Origin of the sequence: Chitinophaga sp. (genome assembly GCF_035564935.1) — a bacterium.
Classification (GTDB): Bacteria; Bacteroidota; Bacteroidia; order Chitinophagales; family Chitinophagaceae; genus Chitinophaga.
In genome coordinates this window covers 1-22,082 of record NZ_DATMTE010000353.1, presented here as the reverse complement: position 1 = coordinate 22,082, position 22,082 = coordinate 1, and the positions used below count along the sequence as shown (strand labels likewise).

The window sequence follows — 22,082 nt, the reverse complement described above, 5'->3', positions numbered from 1 at the left end:
AATCAGGGTAATCAGCGAAATCATCATAATCCTGAGTCAGACAAAATTCGCTTTGATCGCCAAAGGCGATCCTTCGTTCTTATACGCCGCGGGGAGGCTGGAAAATGTTGTGTAAAGGAAGATAGGGAGGTATTTTATCATTGATGATTTCCCGCATTACAGGCGCCTCTGCAGGCACTTTAAAGGATAGTTGCGGTAAAATGGGTAATATACTGGGAGGTGTAAGCGTGAAAAAATACAGGCAGGTTTTAAAAGGCAACTCCATATCCTGCTGATAATCTGCATCGTAGGGCTGAGGGTCCACGTAATGCATTTTAAAGAATGAGAAAAGCGTAATACCGGGACTCTCCCCTTTGTGCTTGATATAATGCTCCACCAGCAGCGGCAGTTTTAACACCTGCCCTGCTTCAGTAGTGCCCAGCAGGTAGAGGGCCATTAAGAGTATAGCGACTGCCTTTCTCACGCGGCAAAGTTATAAAAAAAAGTGAGAACCGGTCATCTTCCTTCTATATGGAGCGTATGCCGGCTATTCTGCAATGATCACTTTCACGCCATGTTCCGTGAGCGTTTTAACGGTATCGGCAGCTACAAGGTTGTCCGTAATAATATAATCTACCTGTTCCAGGCTGCAGATACGGCCTATGCCCCGGCGGTTGAACTTGGAACTGTCCGCCATGATCACCACGGTTTGGGCCAGGTTGATCATCTTCATATTAAGGCTTGCCTCTGCCAGGTTGGTAATAGAAAGGCCAAACTCCATATCAATCCCATCTACCCCTATAAATAATACTCCGCAGGAAATATCGTCCAGCAGGCGCTCTGCGAAGGAACCCGCCGCAGAAGAGGAAGTTTGATGGATAAGCCCACCTATCTGCAATACATCCACAAAAGGACGGTTACAAAGTTCAAGCGCCACCTTCAGCGCAGGCGTGATCACCGTGATATGTTTGGACGGATGCAGGTAGCGCGTAAGCTCAAAAGCAGTGGTACCTGAACCGATAATGATGGAATCGTTCATGCCAATCAGCGTTTCCGCCGCTTTCGCTATCTTCTTCTTTTCCTCCGCTTTAATAAACTCCTTTTCATTGATGGGCCGCTCCACCGTATAAGGATTCTGTGTAGACCCGCCGCCTTTGGTACGGAACAACAACTTTTTTTCCTCCAGCAGCTTAAGGTCTTTACGTATAGTTACACCCGATACCTGTAATGCATCACTCAGTTCCTGGATATCCACTTTCCCGTTTTCCTGCAACTTCTGCAGAATAAGCTGATGTCTGTCTGTAATATTCATGGAAAGTTGAGTTTCTTATTTCTGTTTAAATTTCTTTCATCAAATATAAAATTATTAATCAAGACTTCAACGCCGTTTTCCGTAAAACCGCCACTATTATAGTAATTACCCTTTACAAAGCCAGGAATAGCCATATTCTCACAGGTTAAAAAATATTTAAAAAGATTAAATAGTTTACTTACATTTACTTTAATTTAATTAAATTTTGTTTAATTTTAAACATAACATCGATGCGCACCGTATGTTCCAACGTTAATTAAATGCCACATCAGATCCGGAAAAAGGCCAGAAGAATCAATGTCAACGGATCAATAAACAATTTCATGTTATAGAAAAAGGATCAACCAAAACAAAACACTTCCAGTTATGAATCACTTTAGCTGCACTGTTATGTACAGGATGTACATATGCTGTTTCCTGCTGCTGGCATGGCCTTATGCCCTATCAGGCCAAACGTCCCGGAACGTAAAGGGACAGGTTACCAACGATAAAGGAGAGATACTCATTGGCGTGAACGTAAGGGTGAAAGGCAGTACCACCGGTATTACCACCAATACGGAAGGCCGCTACCAGCTTGCGGTACCCGGCAATGAAGCGGTCCTTGTTTTTTCCTTTGTAGGCTATACCCCACAGGAAATTCCCGTTGGCAACCGCAATACCATTGATCTTCAGCTCGCATCTTCCGCCAAACAACTGCAGGATCTTGTGGTAGTAGGTTATGGTACACAAAAGAAAATAAACCTCACCGGCGCGGTAGACCAGGTAGGCAGCGAGGTATTTCAAAACAGGCCGCTTACCAGCGTTACCCGCGGATTACAGGGCGTTATCCCTAATCTTAATATCCGCATGACGGATGGTAAACCTACCCGCAGCGCCACCTATAATGTACGTGGCACCACTTCCATCGGCGCAGGCGGCAGCGCCCTCGTGCTCATCGACGGCGTGCCCGGAGAGCCCTCCCTCCTCAATCCCAACGACATTGAAAGCGTTACGGTACTGAAAGACGCCGCTGCCGCCGCCATCTACGGCTCCCGGGGATCGTTCGGCGTTATCCTTATCACCACCAAAAGCCCGGCAAAAGATAAAACCACGCTCAACTACTCCGGTAGCTACTCGATCAACGAACGCACCATCAAACCCAAAATGATCACTAACGGTTACGAATGGGCTAAAAACTTTGATGAAGCATTTACCTCGTGGAACGACTATGCCTCGCACCCGCAAAAGGCTAACTCCGTATTCCCGTTCTCGTTAGACTACCTCGATGAGCTGAAACGCAGGAACGACGATCCTTCCCTGCCCAAAACAGACATCAACCCCACTACAGGCGAATATGTTTACTACGGCAACACCGACTGGCTGAGAGAACTCTATGCAGATAACAATCCATCTATGGAACATAATCTCAGTCTTTCCGGCAGCAGCAAAAATGTAAACTATTACCTCTCCGGCCGCTACATGGCGCAGGATGGCATCTTCCGCTATAACCCGGATAACTTCAAAACCTATAATCTCCGCGCACGCGGCTCCGTACAGGCGTTACCGTGGCTCAAAGTGGAAAACGACCTGAACTTCACACAAACAAATTATTTCTACCCGATACTAAATCATCCCAGCAATACGCCGGTATGGAGAAGGATCTCAGACGAGGCTTTCCCCATTGCCATGCTCTATAATCCCGACGGCACGCTTACTGAAAACGCCTCCATCGTATTCGGCAGCTTTATTTCAGGTAATAACCAATCAGAATTAAACCGCGCGCAGATCCGCAACACCTCCCGCTTTACCGCTACCTTCTTTAAAAATAAAGTACATGTAAACGGCGATCTTACCTTCTGGCGCCTCAACGATGTGGAAAAACGTATATACACACCCGTGCCTTACAGTAAAAAACCGGGTGTAATGCTGGAACGCGGCGAAAGTAAGATCAATGAAAATGATGATAAAACAAATTACCTCGCGGCCAACTTCTACGCTGATTACGAACACACTTACCGCAAACATTACTTCAAGGTAATGGCCGGCTACAACTATGAAAACTCCCTGCTGAAAAGCAGGTACATACAGCGCGACGGCATCATCAACAATGAGCTGCCCGACTTCTCCCTTACCAACGGCCTCAACTTTACCCTGCGGGGCGGCGGCAACGAATGGCGTACACTGGGCGGCTTCTTCCGCGTTAATTATAACTTCGATGAACGCTACCTGCTGGAAGTGAACGGCCGGTACGACGGTACCTCCAAGTTCCCGCAAACGCAGCAATGGGGCTTCTTCCCATCCGCCTCCGCAGGATGGAGGATCTCCAAAGAAAAGTTCTGGAACATCCCTTATAAAATAGTATCCGATATGAAGCTGAGAGCTTCCTACGGTACGCTTGGTAATGGAAACATCTCCCCGTATAAGTTCCTGGAAACAATGAGCGTAACTCAAATGGCACATATACTCAACGGTATACGGCCCGACTATACGCAGCAACCCAACGTAATACCCAATGGCCTTACCTGGGAAAAAGCCACTACGCTTAACTTCGGTACAGACCTTGCCCTGCTCAATAACCGGCTCACCATTACAGCCGACTGGTACACCCGTAAAACAAAAGATATGTTTACCGACGGGCTACCGCTCCCCGGCGTTTTTGGCGCTACTGAACCTAAAGGCAACTATGCCGACCTGGAAACAAAAGGATGGGAAGTGTCCATCGGGTGTAGGAACAAAACCGGCGGCAGCAAACCTTTCAGCTATGATGCCCGCCTGGTGCTTTCTGATAACAAAAGCGTCATCACCCGCTTCAATAATCCACTCGGGCTTATCAATACCTACTATGAAGGCATGCAGATCGGCGATATCTGGGGCTTTGTAAATGATGGTTACTTCAGGGATCAGAATGAAATCGACACCCGTGGCATTGATCAGAGCTTTATCCGTGTATCTGCCGCCAATAAAATACTGCCCGGCGATATCAAATTCAAGGATCTCAACAACGATAAAAAGATCAATGAAGGCGCCGGCTCACTTTCCGATCCGGGCGATAAAACCGTTATCGGTAACAGCTCTCCCCGTTATATGTATGGCTTCACCGGCAACATGGAATGGAATAATATTTTCCTTTCCTTCTTCCTGCAGGGCATTGGCAAAAGAGACTTCTGGCCTGGAGCAGACAACTCCCTCTTCTGGGGCGCCTACAACCGTCCCTATAGCTGGCAGCCGGTGGATGTGATGAACAACATATGGTCGGAAGATAAACCGGATGCATACTTTCCCCGTATGCGCGGTTATACAGCGCTGAACTCCCGCGCGGAATTACAGGTCACCCAATCCAAATATTTACAGAACGCCGCTTACCTGCGTCTCAAAAATATCACGCTGGGATACAACCTGCCTGCCTCATTAGTGAACAGGGCCGGTATTGCCAATGCAAGGGTTTACGTAACAGGCCAAAACCTGTGGACGTGGAGCCCGATGTATAAATATGTGAAAACAATGGACCCTGAAGTAATTGAGGGTTCCGACCCTGAGTTGAACGATGGCGCCGGCAACGGGATGAGCTATCCCATGCTGAAAACCTACACCATAGGGATCAATGTAACATTCAAATAAAATGATCATGAAAAATATTCTCTTACTGGTTGCCGGATTGATGATCATGAGTGCATGTAACCGTGATCTGGACCTTAAACCTTTTGATAAGCTGTCGCCCGAAAATGCGTTCAATTCCGAAAAGGACCTGCAGCTATACGCCAACTCCTTTTATCTTGACCTGCCCGATGGCAGTGATATTGTAAGGGGAGATGCCATGAGCGATTACCTGGTGGGCAGAACGTTGTCTAACTACATTTACGGCGCCTTTGGCCCCACAGAAGCCACCGGCTGGAGCTGGAGCGCACTGCGCAAGATCAACTACTTCCTGGAACATGCAGGTAATGCAAAGATCACCGATGAAGCAAAAGAACATTACATTGGTCTTGCCCGCTTCTTCCGCGCCTGGTTTTACTTCACCAAAGTAAAACAGTTTGGCGATGTGCCCTGGTACGATAAAAGTCTCGCTGCCGATGACCCCGACCTGTATAAGGGCCGCGACCCGCGCACCCTGGTAATGGACAATGTACTGGCCGATCTTGATTATGCGTGTAGCCATATCCGTAATACGAAAGATAACGGCGCCTCGCAGATCACCAGGTGGGTAGCCCTTGCCTTTAAATCAAGGGTATGCCTGTTTGAAGGCACCATCCGTAAATACCACCCGAAGCTGAAACTCACCGCCACCGCTAACGACTGGCTCGATAAAGCCGCAGCTGCTGCCAACGAGGTGATCAAAGGCAACCAGTACAAACTGCTCACCAGCGGTGCTGCCGATCTGAATTACCGCAACCTGTTCATCAATGAAACGCCCAACAGCACAGAAGTACTGCTCGCTGCGGTGAACAACAAAAGCCTGCGCGTATTCAACGATGCCAACTGGTACTGGACCAGCGCCACCTATGGTGGCCGCTACAGCTTCATCAAAACCTTTATCAACACTTACCTCAATACCGACGGTACGCCATTCACCGCCCAACCTGATTATAATAAGATCCCTTTTGCAGAGGAAGTAAAGAACCGTGACCTGCGCCTGAAACAAAGCATCCGTATGGGCAACTATACCCGTGATGGTGTGGTAACGCCACCGGATTTTACGTATACCTATACAGGTTATATGCCCATCAAACTGGCTGTAGATGCGAAAGCTACTGATGGCGTTGCCGAGAACTTCAACTCGCTGCCGCTGATCAGGTACGCGGAAGTGCTGCTGAACTATGCGGAAGCAAAAGCAGAACGGGGCAGTTTTACGGCGGGCGACTGGGACCTGACCATTGCGCCGCTGCGGCAGCGTGCAGGCATTACCGTTACTACCATGCCAACCGCTGCAGATCCTTACCTGCAGCAACATTATTTCCCGGGCATCAATGACCCGGTGCTGCTGGAAATACGCCGCGAACGGGGCATTGAACTGGCACTGGAAGGCTTCCGCTACGACGATCTGAAACGCTGGCACCTCGGTAACCTGCTAACTATGCCCTACGACGGCATGTATGTACCATCTCTCAATACACTGATGGATTTGAATGAAGATGGTAAAATGGATGTTTGCTTTGTAGAGAAAATCCCGGCAACAAAAGTTCCGGGTGTGTATTATTTTCTTATAGACAAGGTACAATTCAAGCTGAGCAATGGCAGCAACGGTAATCTCCAGCTGTTTGACAACCTGGAACGTAAGTACGAAGACCGCAAATACTTCTATCCTATTCCATACAACGAAATCATCTTAAACGGGAACCTGGTACAGGACCCGGAATGGACGAAATAAACAAACTGAAAAACCTTAAACAAGTAACCGTATGTTATCCGGAAACAAAACATTCTTCGAAAAGGCCGGTCTGCCACGGCAGCTGCTTTTTGGCTACATCGGCATCATGATCTTTATGATGGGCGATGGTATTGAACAGGGATGGCTAAGTCCATACCTGGTGGCACATGGTATGACTGTTCAGCAGTCCGCCTCCCTGTTCACCGCCTACGGCATCACCATTGCTATTTCCGCCTGGTTCTCCGGCGTACTGGCAGAAGGTTATGGTGTAAAGCGCACCATGTTCACGGGGCTGGTCCTCTATATCCTCGGCACCATTGGCTTTGTAGGATATGGCATGCCTGGGCTGAATTTCCCGCTGATGCTGCTTTTTTATGCCCTGCGCGGATTCGGGTATCCTTTATTCGCTTATTCATTCCTGGTGTGGATTGCATACAGCAGTCCACGGCAGCAGCTGGGCCGCGCTGTGGGCTGGTTTTGGTTTGTGTTCACAGGCGGGTTGAATGTACTCGGCGCTTACTATTCCAGCTGGGCCATTACCCGGTTCGGGCATCTCAATACTTTGTGGACTTCTGTTTTCTGGGCGCTGCTGGGCGCACTGTTTGCACTGGTATTGAACAAGGGAAGCATTCAGAAAGAGTCTGTCGGGGAATCTAAAATAAAAGAGCTGATCAAGGGGCTTACTATTGTAAAAGAAGAACCCAAAGTATTACTGGGTGGCATTGTACGCATAATTAACACCACCGCGCAGTTTGCGTTCCCTGTGTTCCTGCCTATGTATATGGCGAAACATGGTTACGAAACCACGCAGTGGCTGCAGATCTGGGGCACCATCTTTACCTCCAATATCATCTTCAATCTCATCTTTGGTTTTGTGGGCGATCGTCTTGGATGGCGCAACACCATCATGTGGTTTGGCGGCGTAGGATGCGCCGCCACTACCCTGCTGTTCTATTATGCACCGCAGATATGGGAAGGCAGTTTCTGGATGGTAATGACTGCCGGCATATTGTGGGGCGCCTGCCTGGCCGGCTACGTACCCCTGTCTGCGTTAGTACCCTCACTGGTGAAGAAAGATAAAGGCGCCGCCATGGCCATTCTTAATCTAGGTGCGGGATTGCCTGTTTTTGTTGGCCCCGCCATTGTGGGATTATTCATTGGCAGCGCCGGCGATGCAGGCGTTATCTGGATCCTGGCAACACTTTACCTGGTGAGCGCTGTGATCACGCGGTTTATCACCTTGCCCGACAACGCCAAAACAGCCCATCATTACAGCAATTCAACGGAAACCATACAATTATAATATACATGAAAGTCTTAATCACTGCCCCTTACAACGAACAGGGGCTGGAAACAGTACAGCAGCAGTTTGGAGAGATTATTTACCGGCAATGGAAACCTCACGGAAGGGCTTATAATGAAGAAGAGCTACTGGCCATGCTTGCAGACACCAAAGCAGATGCGCTCATTACAGAACATGATCACGTAACCGCAAAAGTGCTGGCTGCTAACCCGCAGCTACAGTTCATAGGCGTATGCCGCGGAACACCTTCCAATGTGGCGGTAAGCAAAGCCACTGAAATGGGAATCCCCGTATTTTTTACCCCCGCGCGCAATGCGCAGGCGGTGGCGGAGCTGTTTATTTCCAATGTGATCATGCTGTTGCGCAATACCATTCCCGGCATTAACTGGCTGAAAGGACGCAACTGGCAGGCAGGTGCGCACGACTCCTATCTCCATTTTAAAGGCAATGAACTGGCAGGAAAAACCATCGGCATGGTGGGCTTCGGCGCCATCGGCCAGCTGATAGCAAAACTGGTAAAGGAATATCCCTGCCCTATCCGGTTCTTCGATCCATACATTACCGAATATAACAGCGAATACCGGAAAACATCGCTGGAAGATCTTTTTGCCGGCAGCGATATTGTGTCTGTCCATCTTCCCGTTACCACGGAAACAAAAGGGATGATCAACAGCCGGTTGTTTAAAATGATGAAGAAAGATGCCATCTTTATCAACACCGCCCGGGCCTCTGTAGTGCAACGGGAAGCGCTTTTGGAAGTACTGGAAAAAAACTCGATCCGGGGAGCTATCTTAGATGTTTTCGATAATGAGCCGCCGGATGAACTGGATTACAGGATCATTGATCATCCGCAGGTAATTGCCACACCGCATATTGCGGGCGCCACCTTTGAAGTGGAAGATCACCACGTTGAAATTATGAACAGGGCATTGCTGCAATGGTACGCGCATGCCAACCGGCATATTGCCGAATTAGCCAACAAAGACATACTTAAAGTTCATTTCCAATGACAGTACAAGACACCTACATCATTGTGGACATAGGCACCGGGAATGTACGGGTGGCAGTTGCCTCCCCGCAGGGACAGGTACTGGGCGTAGCCCGGGAAGATATACAATACATCAAAGATCCGTTGTACCCCGACGCATTATACTTCGATCCTTCACAACTCTGGCTGCAGGTAAAACGCCTGGCAGCACAGGCGCTCGCCGGTATTCCCGGCAGCAGCGTTAAAGCCATTACCGCTACCAGTCAGCGCGAAGGCATTGTACTGCTTTCCGCCAGCGGGGAATCGCTCATTGGGTTACCTAATATAGACCACCGGGGCCGGGAATGGGAAAGTATCATCACCGATAAAAGCCGCGTGTACCAGCTTACCGGGCGCTATCCTACTTCCTTGTTTTCTGCACTGAAACTGGTAGGGATCAGGGAACGCAAGCCTGAAATATGGCAGCAATGCAGCACCTTTCTCAGCATCAGCAACTGGATAGAATTTATGCTCAGCGGCACAGCGCGGTACGAACATTCGCAGGCGTCGGAAACATTACTGTATGATGTAGCGCAGAAACAATGGTCGCCGGAACTGTGTAAAGTGTTTGGGCTGGATACAGCGCTGTTGCCTCCTCTTATTGACTCCGCTGCCGTATTGGGTAACATACTCCCGGAAGTGGCTACACAGCTGGCACTTCCTGCTACCGTTAAAATTGTGGCCGGCGGCGGCGACACGCAGCTTGCCATCAAAAGCACCCGCCCCGCGGTAGACGATGTGGTGATTGTGTCCGGCACCACCACCCCCATTGTGAAGATAACGGGCACGTATACACTGGATACGGAAGAAAGGACATGGACCAGCCGCGATATAGAGCCGGGGCGCTTTGTATTTGAAGCCAATGCCGGCGTAACCGGTCTCAACTACCAGCGGCTGAAGGAAATTTTCTATCCGAATGAAAATTATGAAGTGATTGAAAAAGAACTGGAAGAAAATACCCATACCTTTTGCATGGCCTCACTTGGCTCCTTACTGGCCGATGAGGAAGTGTCGCTTACCCGCGGTGGATTTATTTTCCCTGCGCCGGTATCGCACCTGCTCACACGCGGTTCTTTTGTATGGGCCACTATTTTAGATATCGCCTGTTCCATTGTCAAGAACTACCGCATCCTGGCCGCCACTGCGGGTCACCAGCCCGGCTATATCTGGGCCTGCGGCGGCGGATTACAAAGCAGGGTACTGCGGCAGCTCATCGCCAATCTTACCGGGAAAAAAGTACAGATCAGGAAGGAGTACCAGCAATCATCTGCTGTAGGCGGCGCGCTTATCTGTAACGAAGCGCTGCACATACAGGTGGCGATGGATGATGACACGGAAGTGATCCACCCGGTGGACAGTGATCATTACGCCACGCTGTATGCAGAGTGGGAAAAGACCCGGCGTTACTTCCGGGATATGAACTAACTACAATTTAAATCAATTATGGCAACAGCTTGTTTCATAGGCATCGATGTAGGTACGCAGGGCGCAAGAGTAGTGCTGATGGATGCAACCGGCAACCTGCTGGGCAGCAGGGAAGAACATTTCCCCCTGCATGAAGAAATGAGGGAGGAACAATCGCCCGGCGGGTGGTGGGACGCCTGCCTGAGCTGCCTCCGCAGCCTGCTCTCAGATACGTCTCACAACCAATTGGTAAAGGCCATTGCCGTTACCTCCACTTCCGGTACTATTGTGCCAATAGACGAACAACACCAGCCGCTGCATAATGCCATTATGTATAGCGACGGGCGGCAAGCGGAAGCGGGGAAAGTTTGTTCCGCAGCGGCAGGGCGGTATCACCCGAACGGGTATACGCAATTTAACAGTTCCAGTGGCTTGTCGAAGATGTATTGGTTTGTACAACAATTCCCGGAAGCCGCCCGCCGGCTTTACAAGTTCATTCACGCGGCAGATTATATTACCGGTCAGCTCAGCGGCCGTTTTGATATAACTGATGCCACTAATGCATTAAAATCCGGTTATGATGTGGCCGCGCAGGAATGGCCCGCTTATCTCTGGCAGCAACTGCCCCTGCAACAGTCGTGGCTACCCGTGGTAGTACCGGCCGGTACACCTTTGGGGAAAATATTGCCCTCCCTTGCCGCATCACTCAAACTGCCGGAAGATGTGACCATAGTAGCAGGCATGACCGATGGTTGCGCCTCCCAGGTTGCAGCGGGCGCTGTTCGTCCCGGAGATTGGAACACTACCATTGGTACCACCCTGGTGGTAAAGGGCGTGACTACACAGTATATCAACGATCCTTCCGGTGCGCTATACTGCCACCGCCACCCGGAGGGATACTGGATGCCCGGCGGCGCCAGCAATACCGGGGCCGACTGGATCTCAAAAAGATTCCCCGGCGACCTGGCCATACTGAATGAGCAGGCGCTGGACATTATTCCCACCGGGCAGCTCTCCTGGCCATTATTGCAACAGGGAGAACGGTTTCCTTTTGTAGCGCCCCAGGCGCGGGGGTTTGAAGCCAATGGCCTCAGTAATGCGGAAAGTTATGCCGCAGGCATGGAAGGCGTAGCCTATATTGAACGCTATGCCTACCAGCTGATCCGGCAGCTGAGCGGGGAACAGGTGGAAAAGGTGTATACGGCCGGAGGTGCGAGCAACAGCCATGCCTGGCTTACCATCCGCAGTAATGTGCTCAATCTTCCTGTCATTAAAATGAAACACGTAAGCGGCGCCGCCGGCGCGGCTATCCTCGCGGCCTCCAAAACCTGGTATACCAATATCATGGAGGCAACAGCTGCCATGACCCAGGTGGCGGAAGAGATACGGCCTGTGCCATCTCTCGTAAAAACTTACGATAACGGTTATACGCAATTCGTACAACTGCTGAAAGAAAAAGGGTATATTTCAACTTATGAACATGCTTAATATTTACCTGTTAAGACACGGGCAAACCGCCTGGAATGCCGATAATAACCGCTACTGCGGCAGATCCGACATTGCCCTTACCGCTAAAGGTATAGGGCAGGCGGAAGCTGTAAAGGAACAACTGAAAGGCATTTCATTCTCCGGCGTATACTCATCGCCGTTAGAACGTGCCTACAAAACCGCCGGCATCGCCAGCGGGATGAAGGTGGTGAAAGATGACCGCCTTATTGAAGCGGATTTTGGTAGCTGGGAGAAGAAAACAAAAGAAGAGTTCATTGCGGAAGATCCGCAGCTGTGGCATAACTGGATGGAAGACCCGGGACAGCACCGCGCCGGTGGCACCGGTGAAACCGGTACAGAAATAGTAACGAGGGTAGATGATTTTTTCCGTGACCTGCTGCAACAACACCAGGATGGCAACATCCTGGTAGCGGCACACAACGGTGTAAACCGCCTGTACCTGGCCTACAAACTGGGCATGCCGCTGAAGAACTACCGGATGCTGGTACAGGACAACGCTGCCGTTACGGTATTTAACCTGTCGCTCTCCGAACCTTTTACATTACAACATCTTAATGCAAAATTCTGATCATGATAAAAAAAATTGCTCAAAACTTATTGCTCACAGGCGCATTTCTCGCCTGTCAGCTTTATGCGCAGGCACAATCATCGCAGCTGAATGTGCTGAATATCCGCAACAGCCAGGATCTCCAGGCGTTCTTTAAATACACCGGGAAAGATATTCCTTTTATCAGCGGTCATCGTGGCGGCGTTAATAAAGGGTTCCCGGAAAACAGCATCGAGGCTTTTGAAAACACCTTGCGGCATACACCCGCTACTTTTGAAATTGATCCGCGCCTTACAAAAGACAGCGCCATTGTACTCATGCACGATGCCACACTGGACCGTACCACCACCGGTAAAGGAAAAATTTCCGATTATACGCTGGCGGAACTGAAACAACTGCAACTAAAAGATGTGGAAGGACATGTTACCAACTTCCGCATACCTACCCTGCAGGAAGCCATTGTATGGAGCAAGGGGAAAACAGTATTGATCCTTGATAAAAAAGATGTGCCGTTTGAGATGACTGCAAAGATCATTAAAGACAACCACGCAGAAGGCAACGTAATGGTTACCGTGCATACCGCCGAAGAAGCCCGCTGGTACCACGAGCGCAATAAGGATATTGTATTTGAGGCGTTTGTAAAAACGCAGAAAGCCATGGAAGAGTACGAGGCCGCTAAAATTCCCTGGTCGCATATCATGGCTTATGTAGGCCCGGATAACAAACCGGCATTGAAGGAATTATACCGGCAACTGAATAAGCGTGGTGTGATGTGCATGATTTCCACAGCGCCCACTTACGACAAACTGCCTTCCGCCGCTGAACGCACTGCCGCTTACCAGGCTATTATCCGCGACGGGGCCAGTCTTATTGAAGCCGACCTCTCCATTGAGGCTGCCAGGGCCATTCAGCCGCTGCTGCCAGCGAACAGTGTTAAAAAGAAATTCTTCGGTAAAAAGAATATTTAAATGTAAAGCGTCTTACAGTATAATGCTGTAAGACGCTTTTTATACGGCATCCACTCATGGGGTCTTCATTCGTTTTAACACCATCGCCTTCCTGTGTTTCCATCCGGTGATCACCGGATCCTCATTTGTCATTTTCCCTTTAGCGTCTATTTGCCCCAGGCTTTTCGCCAGCGCCTGGCTTAATTTAGCGGCCTTCCGGTGCGCTTTCATCCAGGTGGCGCGCGTTTGATGCGCATGATCTTCCAGGGACTTTATCCCCTTGTTGATGGTGTCCAGTTCCTTTTTATACGCCTTTTGTTTACGGTAAATGATCATTAACCGGTTATAAGCAGCAATGGTAAGCGGATCGTTGGAAAGCGCCTCGTTATACTTTGCAATGGCGCCTGTAAAATCATCCTCCGACTCCAGTTGCCTGGCCTGTTCCAGCAGGCTTTTATGGGAAATTTTCTCCGCCATGAACCAATCTCATTAATGACCTTTCAGGTAATTGATAATGTCCTGCCGCATAGGCCCTGCCTGTTTAATGGCGTCCCTGATCTGCTGGTGGGTTTTAGCCGGGAACTGCTGATGCAGGTATTCTACTTCAGACGGGTCCTGGCTATCAACACGGATATCATCCTGCTTTCCTACATTTTTTTTATCATCTGCCATAACAATGAAATTTAAGTGAAAGATGAAATTGTTCTATCCTCCAATGCCACAAATTACATGCCCTGCCGGATGATAGTTGTAATGCGACAATTGCAGCAGTGCCATGCCCAACATTGCAGAAACCACGCCTCAGAATGTAGCGCCTGTACATCGCCGCCTGGCAAAAAAGCAAGCCATGGCGCGCTTGTTGCTGAACGGATTGCTATTTGATAAAAGCGCTGATATACTAACCCGTATCTTATGTTTTATCTGAAAGCGATCGCAGCAGGCATATCCGGAACTTTATTGATGACAGGGGCTTTATATCTTCTCACAGCTATTACCGGGAAAAATTACAAGGTAGTTGGCGTACTTGCCACCATGATTACCAATCACACCACAGCTGGTGGCGGGCTCACACATAAACCGGCGGATCTTGTTACCGGTACTGTGCTGCATTATCTCATCGGGGTGTTTTTTGCGTTTATTTATTTTTACCTGTGGGATGCCGGGATAGGAGACCTGACCATTCGTTATACTATTGTACTGGGCGCATTGACCGGCATTTTTGCCATGGGGTTCTGGCTGGCGTTTATCCGGCTTCATCCGAACCCTCCGGCCGTTCCGGTGGTGTCGTATGTAACCGCCGTGGGGCTGAGCCATGTTTTATTCAGCTTAGGAGTACTAATTATTTATTGTTTACAGGGAAACAGCGCAGTAGGGAAATAATACTGCGCTGCTTTTTTTTAATCAATTCCATACGCCGGTAGCGGCTGTTTTCCGGGCATATTCTGAAAAATCGCGGGGAGCGCGGCCTAATGCGCGTTGTACGCCATCACTGAGATGGGCATTGCGGCCATCGAGCACCTCGGTAAATAAGTAGGTAACCAGCCAGATAAAATCGCCGGGGATATTATATTCCACCAGCATGGCCTTGTAAGCGTCTGTTGAAATGGCTTCATACCGGATGGGTTTACCTGCCGCTTTGGCTATTTCCTGTACGGCTTCTTCAAAGGTCAGCAGTCTTGGGCCGGTGAGTTCGTACAATTCACCGTTGTGGCGGTCGTCTGTGAGTGCAGCTACAGCCACATCTGCAATATCATCCACATCAATAAAGGGCTCTGCCACGCTTCCTGCGGGAAGGGCTACATGGCCGGCCAGCAGCGGATCCACCAGGTATCCTTCACTGAAGTTCTGGTTAAACCAGGCGCATCTTACTATTGTCCAGCTAACACCACTGTTCATAATGATCTGCTCACACGCCTCTGCTTCTTTTTCCCCGCGGCCGGAAAGCAATACTATTTTCTGTACCCCACTACTGATAGCCGCGGCTGTAAATGCACGGATGGTTGCTGTGGTACCGGGTATGGCCAGGTCGGGATGATAACTGAGATATATGGCGTGTATGCCTTGCAGGGCCGGTTTCCAGGTGGACTGGTCTTCCCAGGCAAAAGAAGGATCCGCAGAACGTGACCCGATACGCACGGGCCAGCCCTTTTCTTTAAGTTGGGCTGCTACCCTGCTGCCGGTTTTACCGGTGCCGCCTAATACGAGTACTGTCTGTTTTGTGGTATTTGCTGTTTTCATGTTCTTTTTTTTCTCAAAACTACTATGGCAGGCTCCGGGAAAATAGAACAAAACCGACACCGGGATATTTTTCCCGGTGATGCCGTCGAATAAGCGCATATTATTTCTGTCAACTTCCTATATTTACCGTCAATTTACCCAACCACTGCTATCCCAACTGCTCATGAAGAAAACTATTACGCGCGGAAACATGTTCCGTCAGCTGAAGGCTGATCTCGGAGGTAAGGACTCTTACCGGGGGGTTACGCTTACCTATACATGGCTGGCAAACCAGTTTGGTCATTTTTCGCTTGGGTTTATACCTTCTTTTATTGTATTCCTTGTACTGAAGGATCGCATGGATGAAGCCCGTGCCGCACTCACCGCTGCCTGGAGCATCAGCGCACTCTGGCTGATATTTGAGGCTGTTAACTTCCTGTGGCCGCTTACCATCGGTAAAAAAGGCGGCGTAAAATCATATATATTTCAACCTGCCTGGGGCAACGTGGCTTTTGATACCATCACTGATCTCCTGTTTTTCTGGCTCGGTGCATTTTTCTGTGCCCTGCTGTGCAGGGATACCACAACGGCCAGGGTGATAGTAATGGTAACAGGTGCGCTGCTGATATACCCTACCTATTACTGGTATCTTACCAAAATGTACCTGCAAACACCGGGCTACCCCTTCCAGTTCCGGCTTAGCCAGTGGAGTACAGAACAAATAGCCCCGGAAGATATTAACCTGATCAGGCGTTTCCTGGACAGCAATACACCTGGCATGCACCTGTTCCTGTTTGGCCCCAAAAGCAGCGGTAAAACCAGCCTGAGCGTGGCCATTGCCACCGAGTTATCGATCCGTCACTATTCCGCCGTATATACATCTGCCATGAAACTATACTGCATGTTTTATGAGCAGGACGACGACTCCACCGCTGATGTGCTGTGGACCTGGCGTAAAGCATCCATACTGGTGATTGATGACATTAATCCCGGCAGCCCCGTAAAGGAAGACCTCATTACGTCGGACAGGTTCCTCAGCTTTGTGGATGGCTCTTCCACCAACGATATTAACAGGACTGCACTGAAAGACACCAATGTAATATGGGTGCTGGGCAATGATGATGAGGATCGCAAACTATCTGCCACCTGGCAGAACATGCTGCACAGTATAGGAGTGGAAAGGGAAAAAATGCTTTCCCTCAACCTGGAAAGGTATGTGCCGAAGAAAAAGCCGGCTAAGGCAGAATATGGTTTGCAAATGCAAAGCTGATCAGGTGGGTAAGGCTTTTTACACCGAAACGCTTATACATGGGTAAAATTCTCTTTTCAATGGCCGACTGTGATACGCCAAACCGGGCGGCAATTTCCTTAAAGGAAAAACCTTCCGCCACCAGGGAAAGTGCGTCTTTCTCCTTTTCGGATATCGCGTAATAGCGGAACAGCTGCTTATTCAACTCCTCTTCAAACTCGGATTTTTCCGGTCCGTATGCCGCATAGCGCATAACGTTGCCGAATTTGATGCTCTCATTTTTCTGTGAGTGACCTATAATACTGGTCACCTTTCCCTGTTCTGTTGTAAATACGCCCACTTTGGAAATAAGGGGTACGGGAGTGCCATTCTTATGGATCTTTTTCAGTTCTATGGTAAAGCTGTATGGCTCGTCGCCGATATGTTTATTATGCAGGAACATCAGGGCTTTGTCGTTCAGTTCATTGGAGAAGGGAGCATACTCAGGTGCGGTAATATTTACAATAGTGAGCATGCTGATCTCATTGTCTGCATAGCCGAGCAGGTCTTCCCAGCCATCGGCATACAACATTTTGTTCTCCTTAAATGAATATATATAGATGGCTTCATCCGCGAACCTGCGGATCGTATTTTTAAAATGTAGCGCTTCCGGGCTGGTCAGATCAGCCGGGACATCAGTTATAAATGCTTTCGAATAACTTCCAAACGCCAACTTATCAGGATGCATCTTTTTGAGAGTAAAAATAATAAAGAATAGCTTAACCTGCGAATTTTCGCAGTTGATTCCCCTTATTCTGCGCCATACTTTTGTGCCTGTAATACAATCCTTTATGGATTAACAAGAATAACAGCTAATGGCCTTTTATCCGGCGATCCCATCAAATGCAGCTCTGGCAACGATCTGTATGAACGATGGTATCCCCAGTAACACCCCAATGTTAAATTTAAAAGTGTGTCTTAACGTCGTTGTTTCGTAACCCGGCCCCATTCAATAAATACAATGTTCCCCAAAACCGGTGCAGTAATACAGAACTGCACCGGTTTTTTCTTTTATTTACCGGCATCCTTTTCCGCGCGGAAAGAGCCGTTCGGCTGCATGGATATTAATGCCACCACCTTATCTTTATCGTCCTTTATAAACTTTACCTTATAGTCTTTCAGCTCCCGGATCCGGAAAGTATTACTGTCGGTGGCATCCAGCGTATACATTGGCTGGCCCGGCACTTCCATGATCAGCGCTTTGGCATCCGACAGCTTAATTGTTACCGGCATAGATCCTATCTTGTAAATACCTTTAAACTGCTCCAGGGAAGCAGCCGGCAATACTACCTGTTGGGATACACGCTCAAATATCACCGGGTCGCCGTCATAATTAAAACTTAACCGGTCAATATCCCCGCTGTTATTCATCATGAACTGTATCCGGATATTTGACTTGTATTTAACCTCAATAACGGTATCTGCGGCATCGAAGGGAGAAAAGATGTTATAGTCTTCATGGTTCAGGTACCAGGTTATTTCAGGAAATGTGGCGAACAGGGAATCTTTCTTAACAGAAATATTAAAGTCGCCATAAGCATTATTCTTAAACACCCCGGCAAATGCCGTTAACGGGTGCGTAGCCGGATGCGGCTTAAAAGTGGAATCTGTGTAAGGCCGGGGCTCATCCTCACCTTTACCTTTCTTTTCCTTTGGCTTCGCCTCTTCCGCAATGCCCAGCAGCCGGTCGGTGATCAGGTTGGTTACCTTTGTTGGAATAGCTGAATTATTCTGGTTGCTCAGCACCACGATACCGATACTGTCTGTAGGATAAAAGGTGGTTAATGCGGTGAAGCCGTCTATATTACCGCCATGCTCCACCCGGTAATGCCCCCGGTAGGAAAACAGCATCCAGCCAAGACCGTAATCTGCAAACTGTGCATACGGCGTTTTCTTGTCCGGCAACCCGCCCGGGATCACCATCTGTGGGGAAATCGCCTCTTTCAGGTAATCGGCCGGGATGATCTCTTTCCCATTGTACTTACCGCCATTGATCCAGGCCATCAGCCATTTAGACATATCCGTTACCGTACTATTGATGGCGCCGGCCGGCGCCATCGCGGTAATGGCATGATACTTCTTTTCTTTGATCTCATTTTTATCAGTCAGTTCATACCCGCGGGATGCTTCTTCCGCGGCCGCCAGGGAAACGGCGCCCATAGATGACTCAGTCATACCCAGCGGCTGAAAAAAGCGGCTGCTGATGTTCTGTTCCCACGACTGCCCCGTTAACTTTTCCGCCACCATGCCCTGTACCATAAACATAAAGTTGTTGTATTGCCAGCGGGCACGCAGGGGCGCATTGGGTTTCATGTAATGCATCCGTTTCAGCAGCGAGTCTCTCGAATCAGTTTCAAAAAGATACCATGACAGATCGTAACGGGAGAAACCCGTCCGGTGGCACATCATATCCCGCAATGTTACCTGGGTATTAAGATACGGATCAGAAAAATCCAGTGCCGGCAGGTAGGTGGTAGCCGGCTTATCAAAATCTACCTTTCCCTCTTTGCGTAGCCCGCCCAGCAGGGCGCTTGTGAAAGCTTTGGTACAGGAACCGATGGCAAACCGGGTATGTGCCGTAACGGGTAATTTATGGGCCATATCCCGGTAGCCAAATCCTTTTGAAAATATCACATGGTCTTTTTCCACTACCGCCACTGCAAAGCCTGCGCCTTTTGCGTCTTCCAAAATACCGGCTAAGGCAGCATCTATCTTTTCAAGCTTATTATTTTTAACGGGGGTTTGGGCAGTAGCCACTGCCACCATAGTTAAACAACACAGGCTGGAGATCCACCTGTTCATTATAGGTATTGTCATCGGGTTAATGTATTACGCTATAAGATTACAGCAAATAACCGGATTAAGCAAATACACTGGCCTGGCCATCTTTAAAGTGTTGTTAATTTCCGCATGTAACCAGATACACTGATGTTACGTGAATCCGTCATATAAGCATAAAAGTCGGGGTTACGGGCTGCCACCGCCGCCGGTATCACCGCAGTGAAAGTATTGTTACCCGCCGCAACGGCGTCTGTTCCTGTCCATTTCCGCACCTGCCAGCTGGCTGCAGGTTCGCTGTAATACAGTTTAACAGCAGCGGCATTAACCCCTTCAGGCAAACTAACGTGCATGGTTATCCGCTGACTGCCATCTGCCTGTACGGCCACGTTGCTGATCGTAATTTTACCAAACGGGCTGCCGGTGTTTTTCAGGTAATAATCGAAATAGCTGTTTTTCATTACATCGCTGTTGGCAGCAATCACGTGGTTCAGGTTAGGCGTGATCACCAGGTTCTTTACTTCGCTTCCAGATGCATCTATAGTGGCGCGCACAGCTTCCGGCCAGAAGTAGGTGTCGTTGGAAGGTGATTCTATAAAATAGGCGGCGCGCATATTACCCGCCCGGCGGCCGGCATCAAATGCTGTCAGCCATACCTGCCGGTCGTGCGCACTCAATCCCTGTATAATATTGGTCCAGAAAGAACCTTTATCATAATAACCGCAGCCAAAATGAGCATAGGCTGCCGTTACCTTATCGCCCAGCAGGCCCGATAAAAGCGTAGTGCCGTAGCCACCCCACGACGAACCCATAATACCCATCCTGGCGGGGTTCACATTTGGCTGCGAACGAAGCAGGTTGAATGCCTGCAGGTTGGCGATGCCGGCATCTGCCAGGGTGCTGGCCGCAGGTGTGGGCGTTACAACAAACCGCGGTCCTTCGCCTGCAGGCTTCCCCTTCCAGGGGCCGGATGAGTAAGGCGTTTTCCCCGTTCCGCAAATTCCCGGCTGATCAATGGTTAGCGTAACATAACCGCGGGCAGCAAAGGATTGCGCATATCCAAGCATGCCTTCAGCATTGCTTCCGCCGCCATGCAGCATCAGGATACCGGGATAGGTGCCCGCCTGCTGCGGGTAACACATAATGCCATACACCGTGTTAACCCCATCGCGCGAACTGAAGGTGAATTTTTTTGTAGTGATGGCAGCAGTCCCCGATCCGGAGTTTACCACGCTGATGGTACTAACAATCGCCGGGATGCTGCTAAGATAAGCAGTAAAAGGATCTTGTGCCCTGCCATCGGGAATACCGTTGAACAACAGGAAAGCAATAAAAAGTAAGCGGGTCATTCTTAATCTGATCATATATATTTAATTAACAAAACTCTCCAGGATCGGTTTTAGCAGGTTGGCTGCTTTAATATTACCGCTTACGCTGGGATGCAGGCCATCCGTATAATCGGCGCTGCCCAGCCAGCCGTTGGTATCAATGTAGTGCAATTTGTTATCGCCTGCCGCTATCCTTGCATTCACTGCCGCCAGTGTGGGCGCCGCTTTTACGCCAAGAAAAGTTCTCATTACAAAGATCTCTGCCTGGGGAAACCGGCTGCGCACATTGGCCAGGAAAGAAATATAAGTACTTCTGAACAGGGAATCCGGTACCTTCTTATTATTATCATTGGTACCAAGATTAATGACAATGACCTTTGGCGTATAGCGGGAAAAGTCCCATGCAGGGGAATTGGCATTGGAAGGATTTTTCCATTTAAAATACTGTACATCCATCCCTCCCTGTGTGGCAAAGCCGCTTACCAGCGTAATACCGGGGTACGCGATCTGCGTATGTTCTGTGCCCAGCAATTCGGAGCATACCCAGGGGTAGCCGGAAACATTTGCCTGCGCATCGGTATAACCGGCGGTAATAGAATCCCCTATCCATTCGATCAGGGTAGCGGCAGCAGCCGGAGCACTGGTAGTGGCTCCCGGATCCAGCACAAAGCCCTGGAAACTGAACAGGTAGTTGTAATCCTTCCCCTGCGCCACGCTGATGGTATGCGTACCCGGCGCCAACAGCGTTGGCGTAAGATTGATCACGCCGCCTGCATTCAGGTAACTTATCCAGGGACCATTATCGATTTTCGCAAAGTAATGGGTAGTATTACCGGTTTTGAGCTTGATAGTAGTACCGGTAAATTTTACCCGGAGATAGGCGCCACCCCAATAATTCATATACTGGGTGGTATTATTGAAGTCCCAGCGGCCAAAGTATTTAATATTTGGATCACCGGGCATACCGGGAGCCACGGTTAATGCCCCGCCTGTATTTGAAGGGGTAATTCCGGAAGAAGCCCGCAGCTTATCTTCTTTCATATAAACCTTGGCGCAGCTGTTTGCCAGGCAGCCAATCATCAGCATCATTAACAGGTAT

General features: G+C 49.3%; 19 protein-coding genes and 1 pseudogene. 11 read left to right on the top strand and 9 right to left on the bottom strand.

Features of this window, described 5'->3' with window-relative positions; all coding sequences use genetic code 11:
* Window positions 1–79: 79 nt before the first annotated feature.
* Both VN105_RS09330 and VN105_RS09325 read right to left on the bottom strand, forming a co-directional pair.
* A complete protein-coding gene (locus tag VN105_RS09330) occupies window positions 80–463 on the bottom strand; it encodes a hypothetical protein (protein ID WP_325640138.1) in 384 nt (127 codons plus the stop codon).
* A 63-nt stretch (window positions 464–526) separates the two neighbouring features.
* Complete coding sequence (locus tag VN105_RS09325; RefSeq protein WP_325640136.1) at window positions 527–1,291, bottom strand: DeoR/GlpR family DNA-binding transcription regulator; 765 nt, start codon at window positions 1,289–1,291, stop codon at window positions 527–529.
* 366 nt (window positions 1,292–1,657) lie between these two features.
* Here VN105_RS09325 and VN105_RS09320 point away from each other — a divergent pair, with 366 nt between their 5' ends.
* From VN105_RS09320 to VN105_RS09285, 8 genes are read left to right on the top strand one after another with little or no spacing between them, the layout of a single operon-like run.
* A complete protein-coding gene (locus tag VN105_RS09320) occupies window positions 1,658–4,888 on the top strand; it encodes a TonB-dependent receptor (RefSeq protein ID WP_325640134.1) in 3,231 nt (1,076 codons plus the stop codon).
* A 7-nt stretch (window positions 4,889–4,895) separates the two neighbouring features.
* Window positions 4,896–6,635, top strand: coding sequence for a RagB/SusD family nutrient uptake outer membrane protein (locus tag VN105_RS09315; RefSeq protein ID WP_325640132.1), 1,740 nt, complete (start codon window positions 4,896–4,898; stop codon window positions 6,633–6,635).
* A gap of 31 nt (window positions 6,636–6,666) precedes the next feature.
* Entirely contained in the window at window positions 6,667–7,938 is a 1,272-nt protein-coding gene (locus VN105_RS09310; protein WP_325640130.1) for an MFS transporter, read from the top strand.
* Window positions 7,939–7,943: 5 nt separating this feature from the next.
* Window positions 7,944–8,948 carry a 2-hydroxyacid dehydrogenase gene (locus VN105_RS09305; RefSeq protein WP_325640128.1) on the top strand — a complete coding sequence of 335 codons (1,005 nt, stop codon included), beginning with the start codon at window positions 7,944–7,946 and terminating at the stop codon, window positions 8,946–8,948.
* Window positions 8,945–10,390 (top strand): FGGY-family carbohydrate kinase, encoded by a 1,446-nt coding sequence (locus VN105_RS09300; protein WP_325640126.1) that lies wholly within the window; start codon window positions 8,945–8,947, stop codon window positions 10,388–10,390. The genes VN105_RS09305 and VN105_RS09300 overlap by 4 nt, the downstream gene beginning before the upstream one ends.
* Window positions 10,391–10,408: 18 nt before the next feature.
* Complete coding sequence (locus tag VN105_RS09295; RefSeq protein WP_325640124.1) at window positions 10,409–11,857, top strand: FGGY-family carbohydrate kinase; 1,449 nt, start codon at window positions 10,409–10,411, stop codon at window positions 11,855–11,857.
* Window positions 11,844–12,446, top strand: coding sequence for a histidine phosphatase family protein (locus VN105_RS09290; RefSeq protein WP_325640122.1), 603 nt, complete (start codon window positions 11,844–11,846; stop codon window positions 12,444–12,446). Before VN105_RS09295 ends, VN105_RS09290 begins: the two co-directional genes overlap by 14 nt.
* Window positions 12,447–12,448: 2 nt before the next feature.
* A complete protein-coding gene (locus VN105_RS09285; protein WP_325640120.1) occupies window positions 12,449–13,393 on the top strand; it encodes a glycerophosphodiester phosphodiesterase family protein in 945 nt (314 codons plus the stop codon).
* Between the two features lie 54 nt (window positions 13,394–13,447).
* Here the strand turns inward: VN105_RS09285 and VN105_RS09280 are convergent, their stop codons facing one another.
* Together VN105_RS09280 and VN105_RS09275 are read right to left on the bottom strand one after the other, a co-directional pair.
* Window positions 13,448–13,849, bottom strand: coding sequence for a hypothetical protein (locus VN105_RS09280; RefSeq protein ID WP_325640119.1), 402 nt, complete (start codon window positions 13,847–13,849; stop codon window positions 13,448–13,450).
* A 12-nt stretch (window positions 13,850–13,861) separates the two neighbouring features.
* Window positions 13,862–14,044 carry a DUF3606 domain-containing protein gene (locus VN105_RS09275; RefSeq protein ID WP_325640118.1) on the bottom strand — a complete coding sequence of 61 codons (183 nt, stop codon included), beginning with the start codon at window positions 14,042–14,044 and terminating at the stop codon, window positions 13,862–13,864.
* A 103-nt stretch (window positions 14,045–14,147) separates the two neighbouring features.
* Between VN105_RS09275 and VN105_RS09270 the strand changes: the two genes are divergently transcribed.
* Together VN105_RS09270 and VN105_RS09265 are read left to right on the top strand one after the other, a co-directional pair.
* Window positions 14,148–14,297, top strand: coding sequence for a hypothetical protein (locus VN105_RS09270; protein WP_325640116.1), 150 nt, complete (start codon window positions 14,148–14,150; stop codon window positions 14,295–14,297).
* Window positions 14,285–14,752, top strand: coding sequence for a hypothetical protein (locus VN105_RS09265; protein WP_325640115.1), 468 nt, complete (start codon window positions 14,285–14,287; stop codon window positions 14,750–14,752). The genes VN105_RS09270 and VN105_RS09265 overlap by 13 nt, the downstream gene beginning before the upstream one ends.
* Before the next feature lie 21 nt (window positions 14,753–14,773).
* Here VN105_RS09265 and VN105_RS09260 read toward each other — a convergent pair whose 3' ends face one another.
* Complete coding sequence (locus VN105_RS09260) at window positions 14,774–15,610, bottom strand: SDR family oxidoreductase (RefSeq protein WP_325640114.1); 837 nt, start codon at window positions 15,608–15,610, stop codon at window positions 14,774–14,776.
* Between the two features lie 163 nt (window positions 15,611–15,773).
* Between VN105_RS09260 and VN105_RS09255 the strand changes: the two genes are divergently transcribed.
* Entirely contained in the window at window positions 15,774–16,859 is a 1,086-nt protein-coding gene (locus VN105_RS09255) for an ATP-binding protein (protein WP_325640112.1), read from the top strand.
* Here the strand turns inward: VN105_RS09255 and VN105_RS09250 are convergent.
* From VN105_RS09250 to VN105_RS09235, 4 genes and pseudogenes are all read right to left on the bottom strand, one after another.
* On the bottom strand, window positions 16,825–17,565 hold the full coding sequence (locus tag VN105_RS09250; protein WP_325640110.1) for a LuxR C-terminal-related transcriptional regulator: 741 nt from the start codon (window positions 17,563–17,565) through the stop codon (window positions 16,825–16,827). The two genes, VN105_RS09255 and VN105_RS09250, sit on opposite strands and share 35 nt — an antisense overlap.
* A gap of 641 nt (window positions 17,566–18,206) precedes the next feature.
* A pseudogene (locus VN105_RS09245) lies at window positions 18,207–19,643 on the bottom strand (serine hydrolase); the annotation flags it as partial.
* A gap of 122 nt (window positions 19,644–19,765) precedes the next feature.
* The gene (locus tag VN105_RS09240) at window positions 19,766–21,019 is read right to left on the bottom strand and encodes a hypothetical protein (RefSeq protein ID WP_325640106.1); all 1,254 of its coding nucleotides are present in this window, start codon (window positions 21,017–21,019) and stop codon (window positions 19,766–19,768) included.
* 6 nt (window positions 21,020–21,025) lie between these two features.
* On the bottom strand, window positions 21,026–22,082 hold a 1,057-nt coding region (locus VN105_RS09235; protein WP_325640104.1), incomplete at its 5' end, for an SGNH/GDSL hydrolase family protein.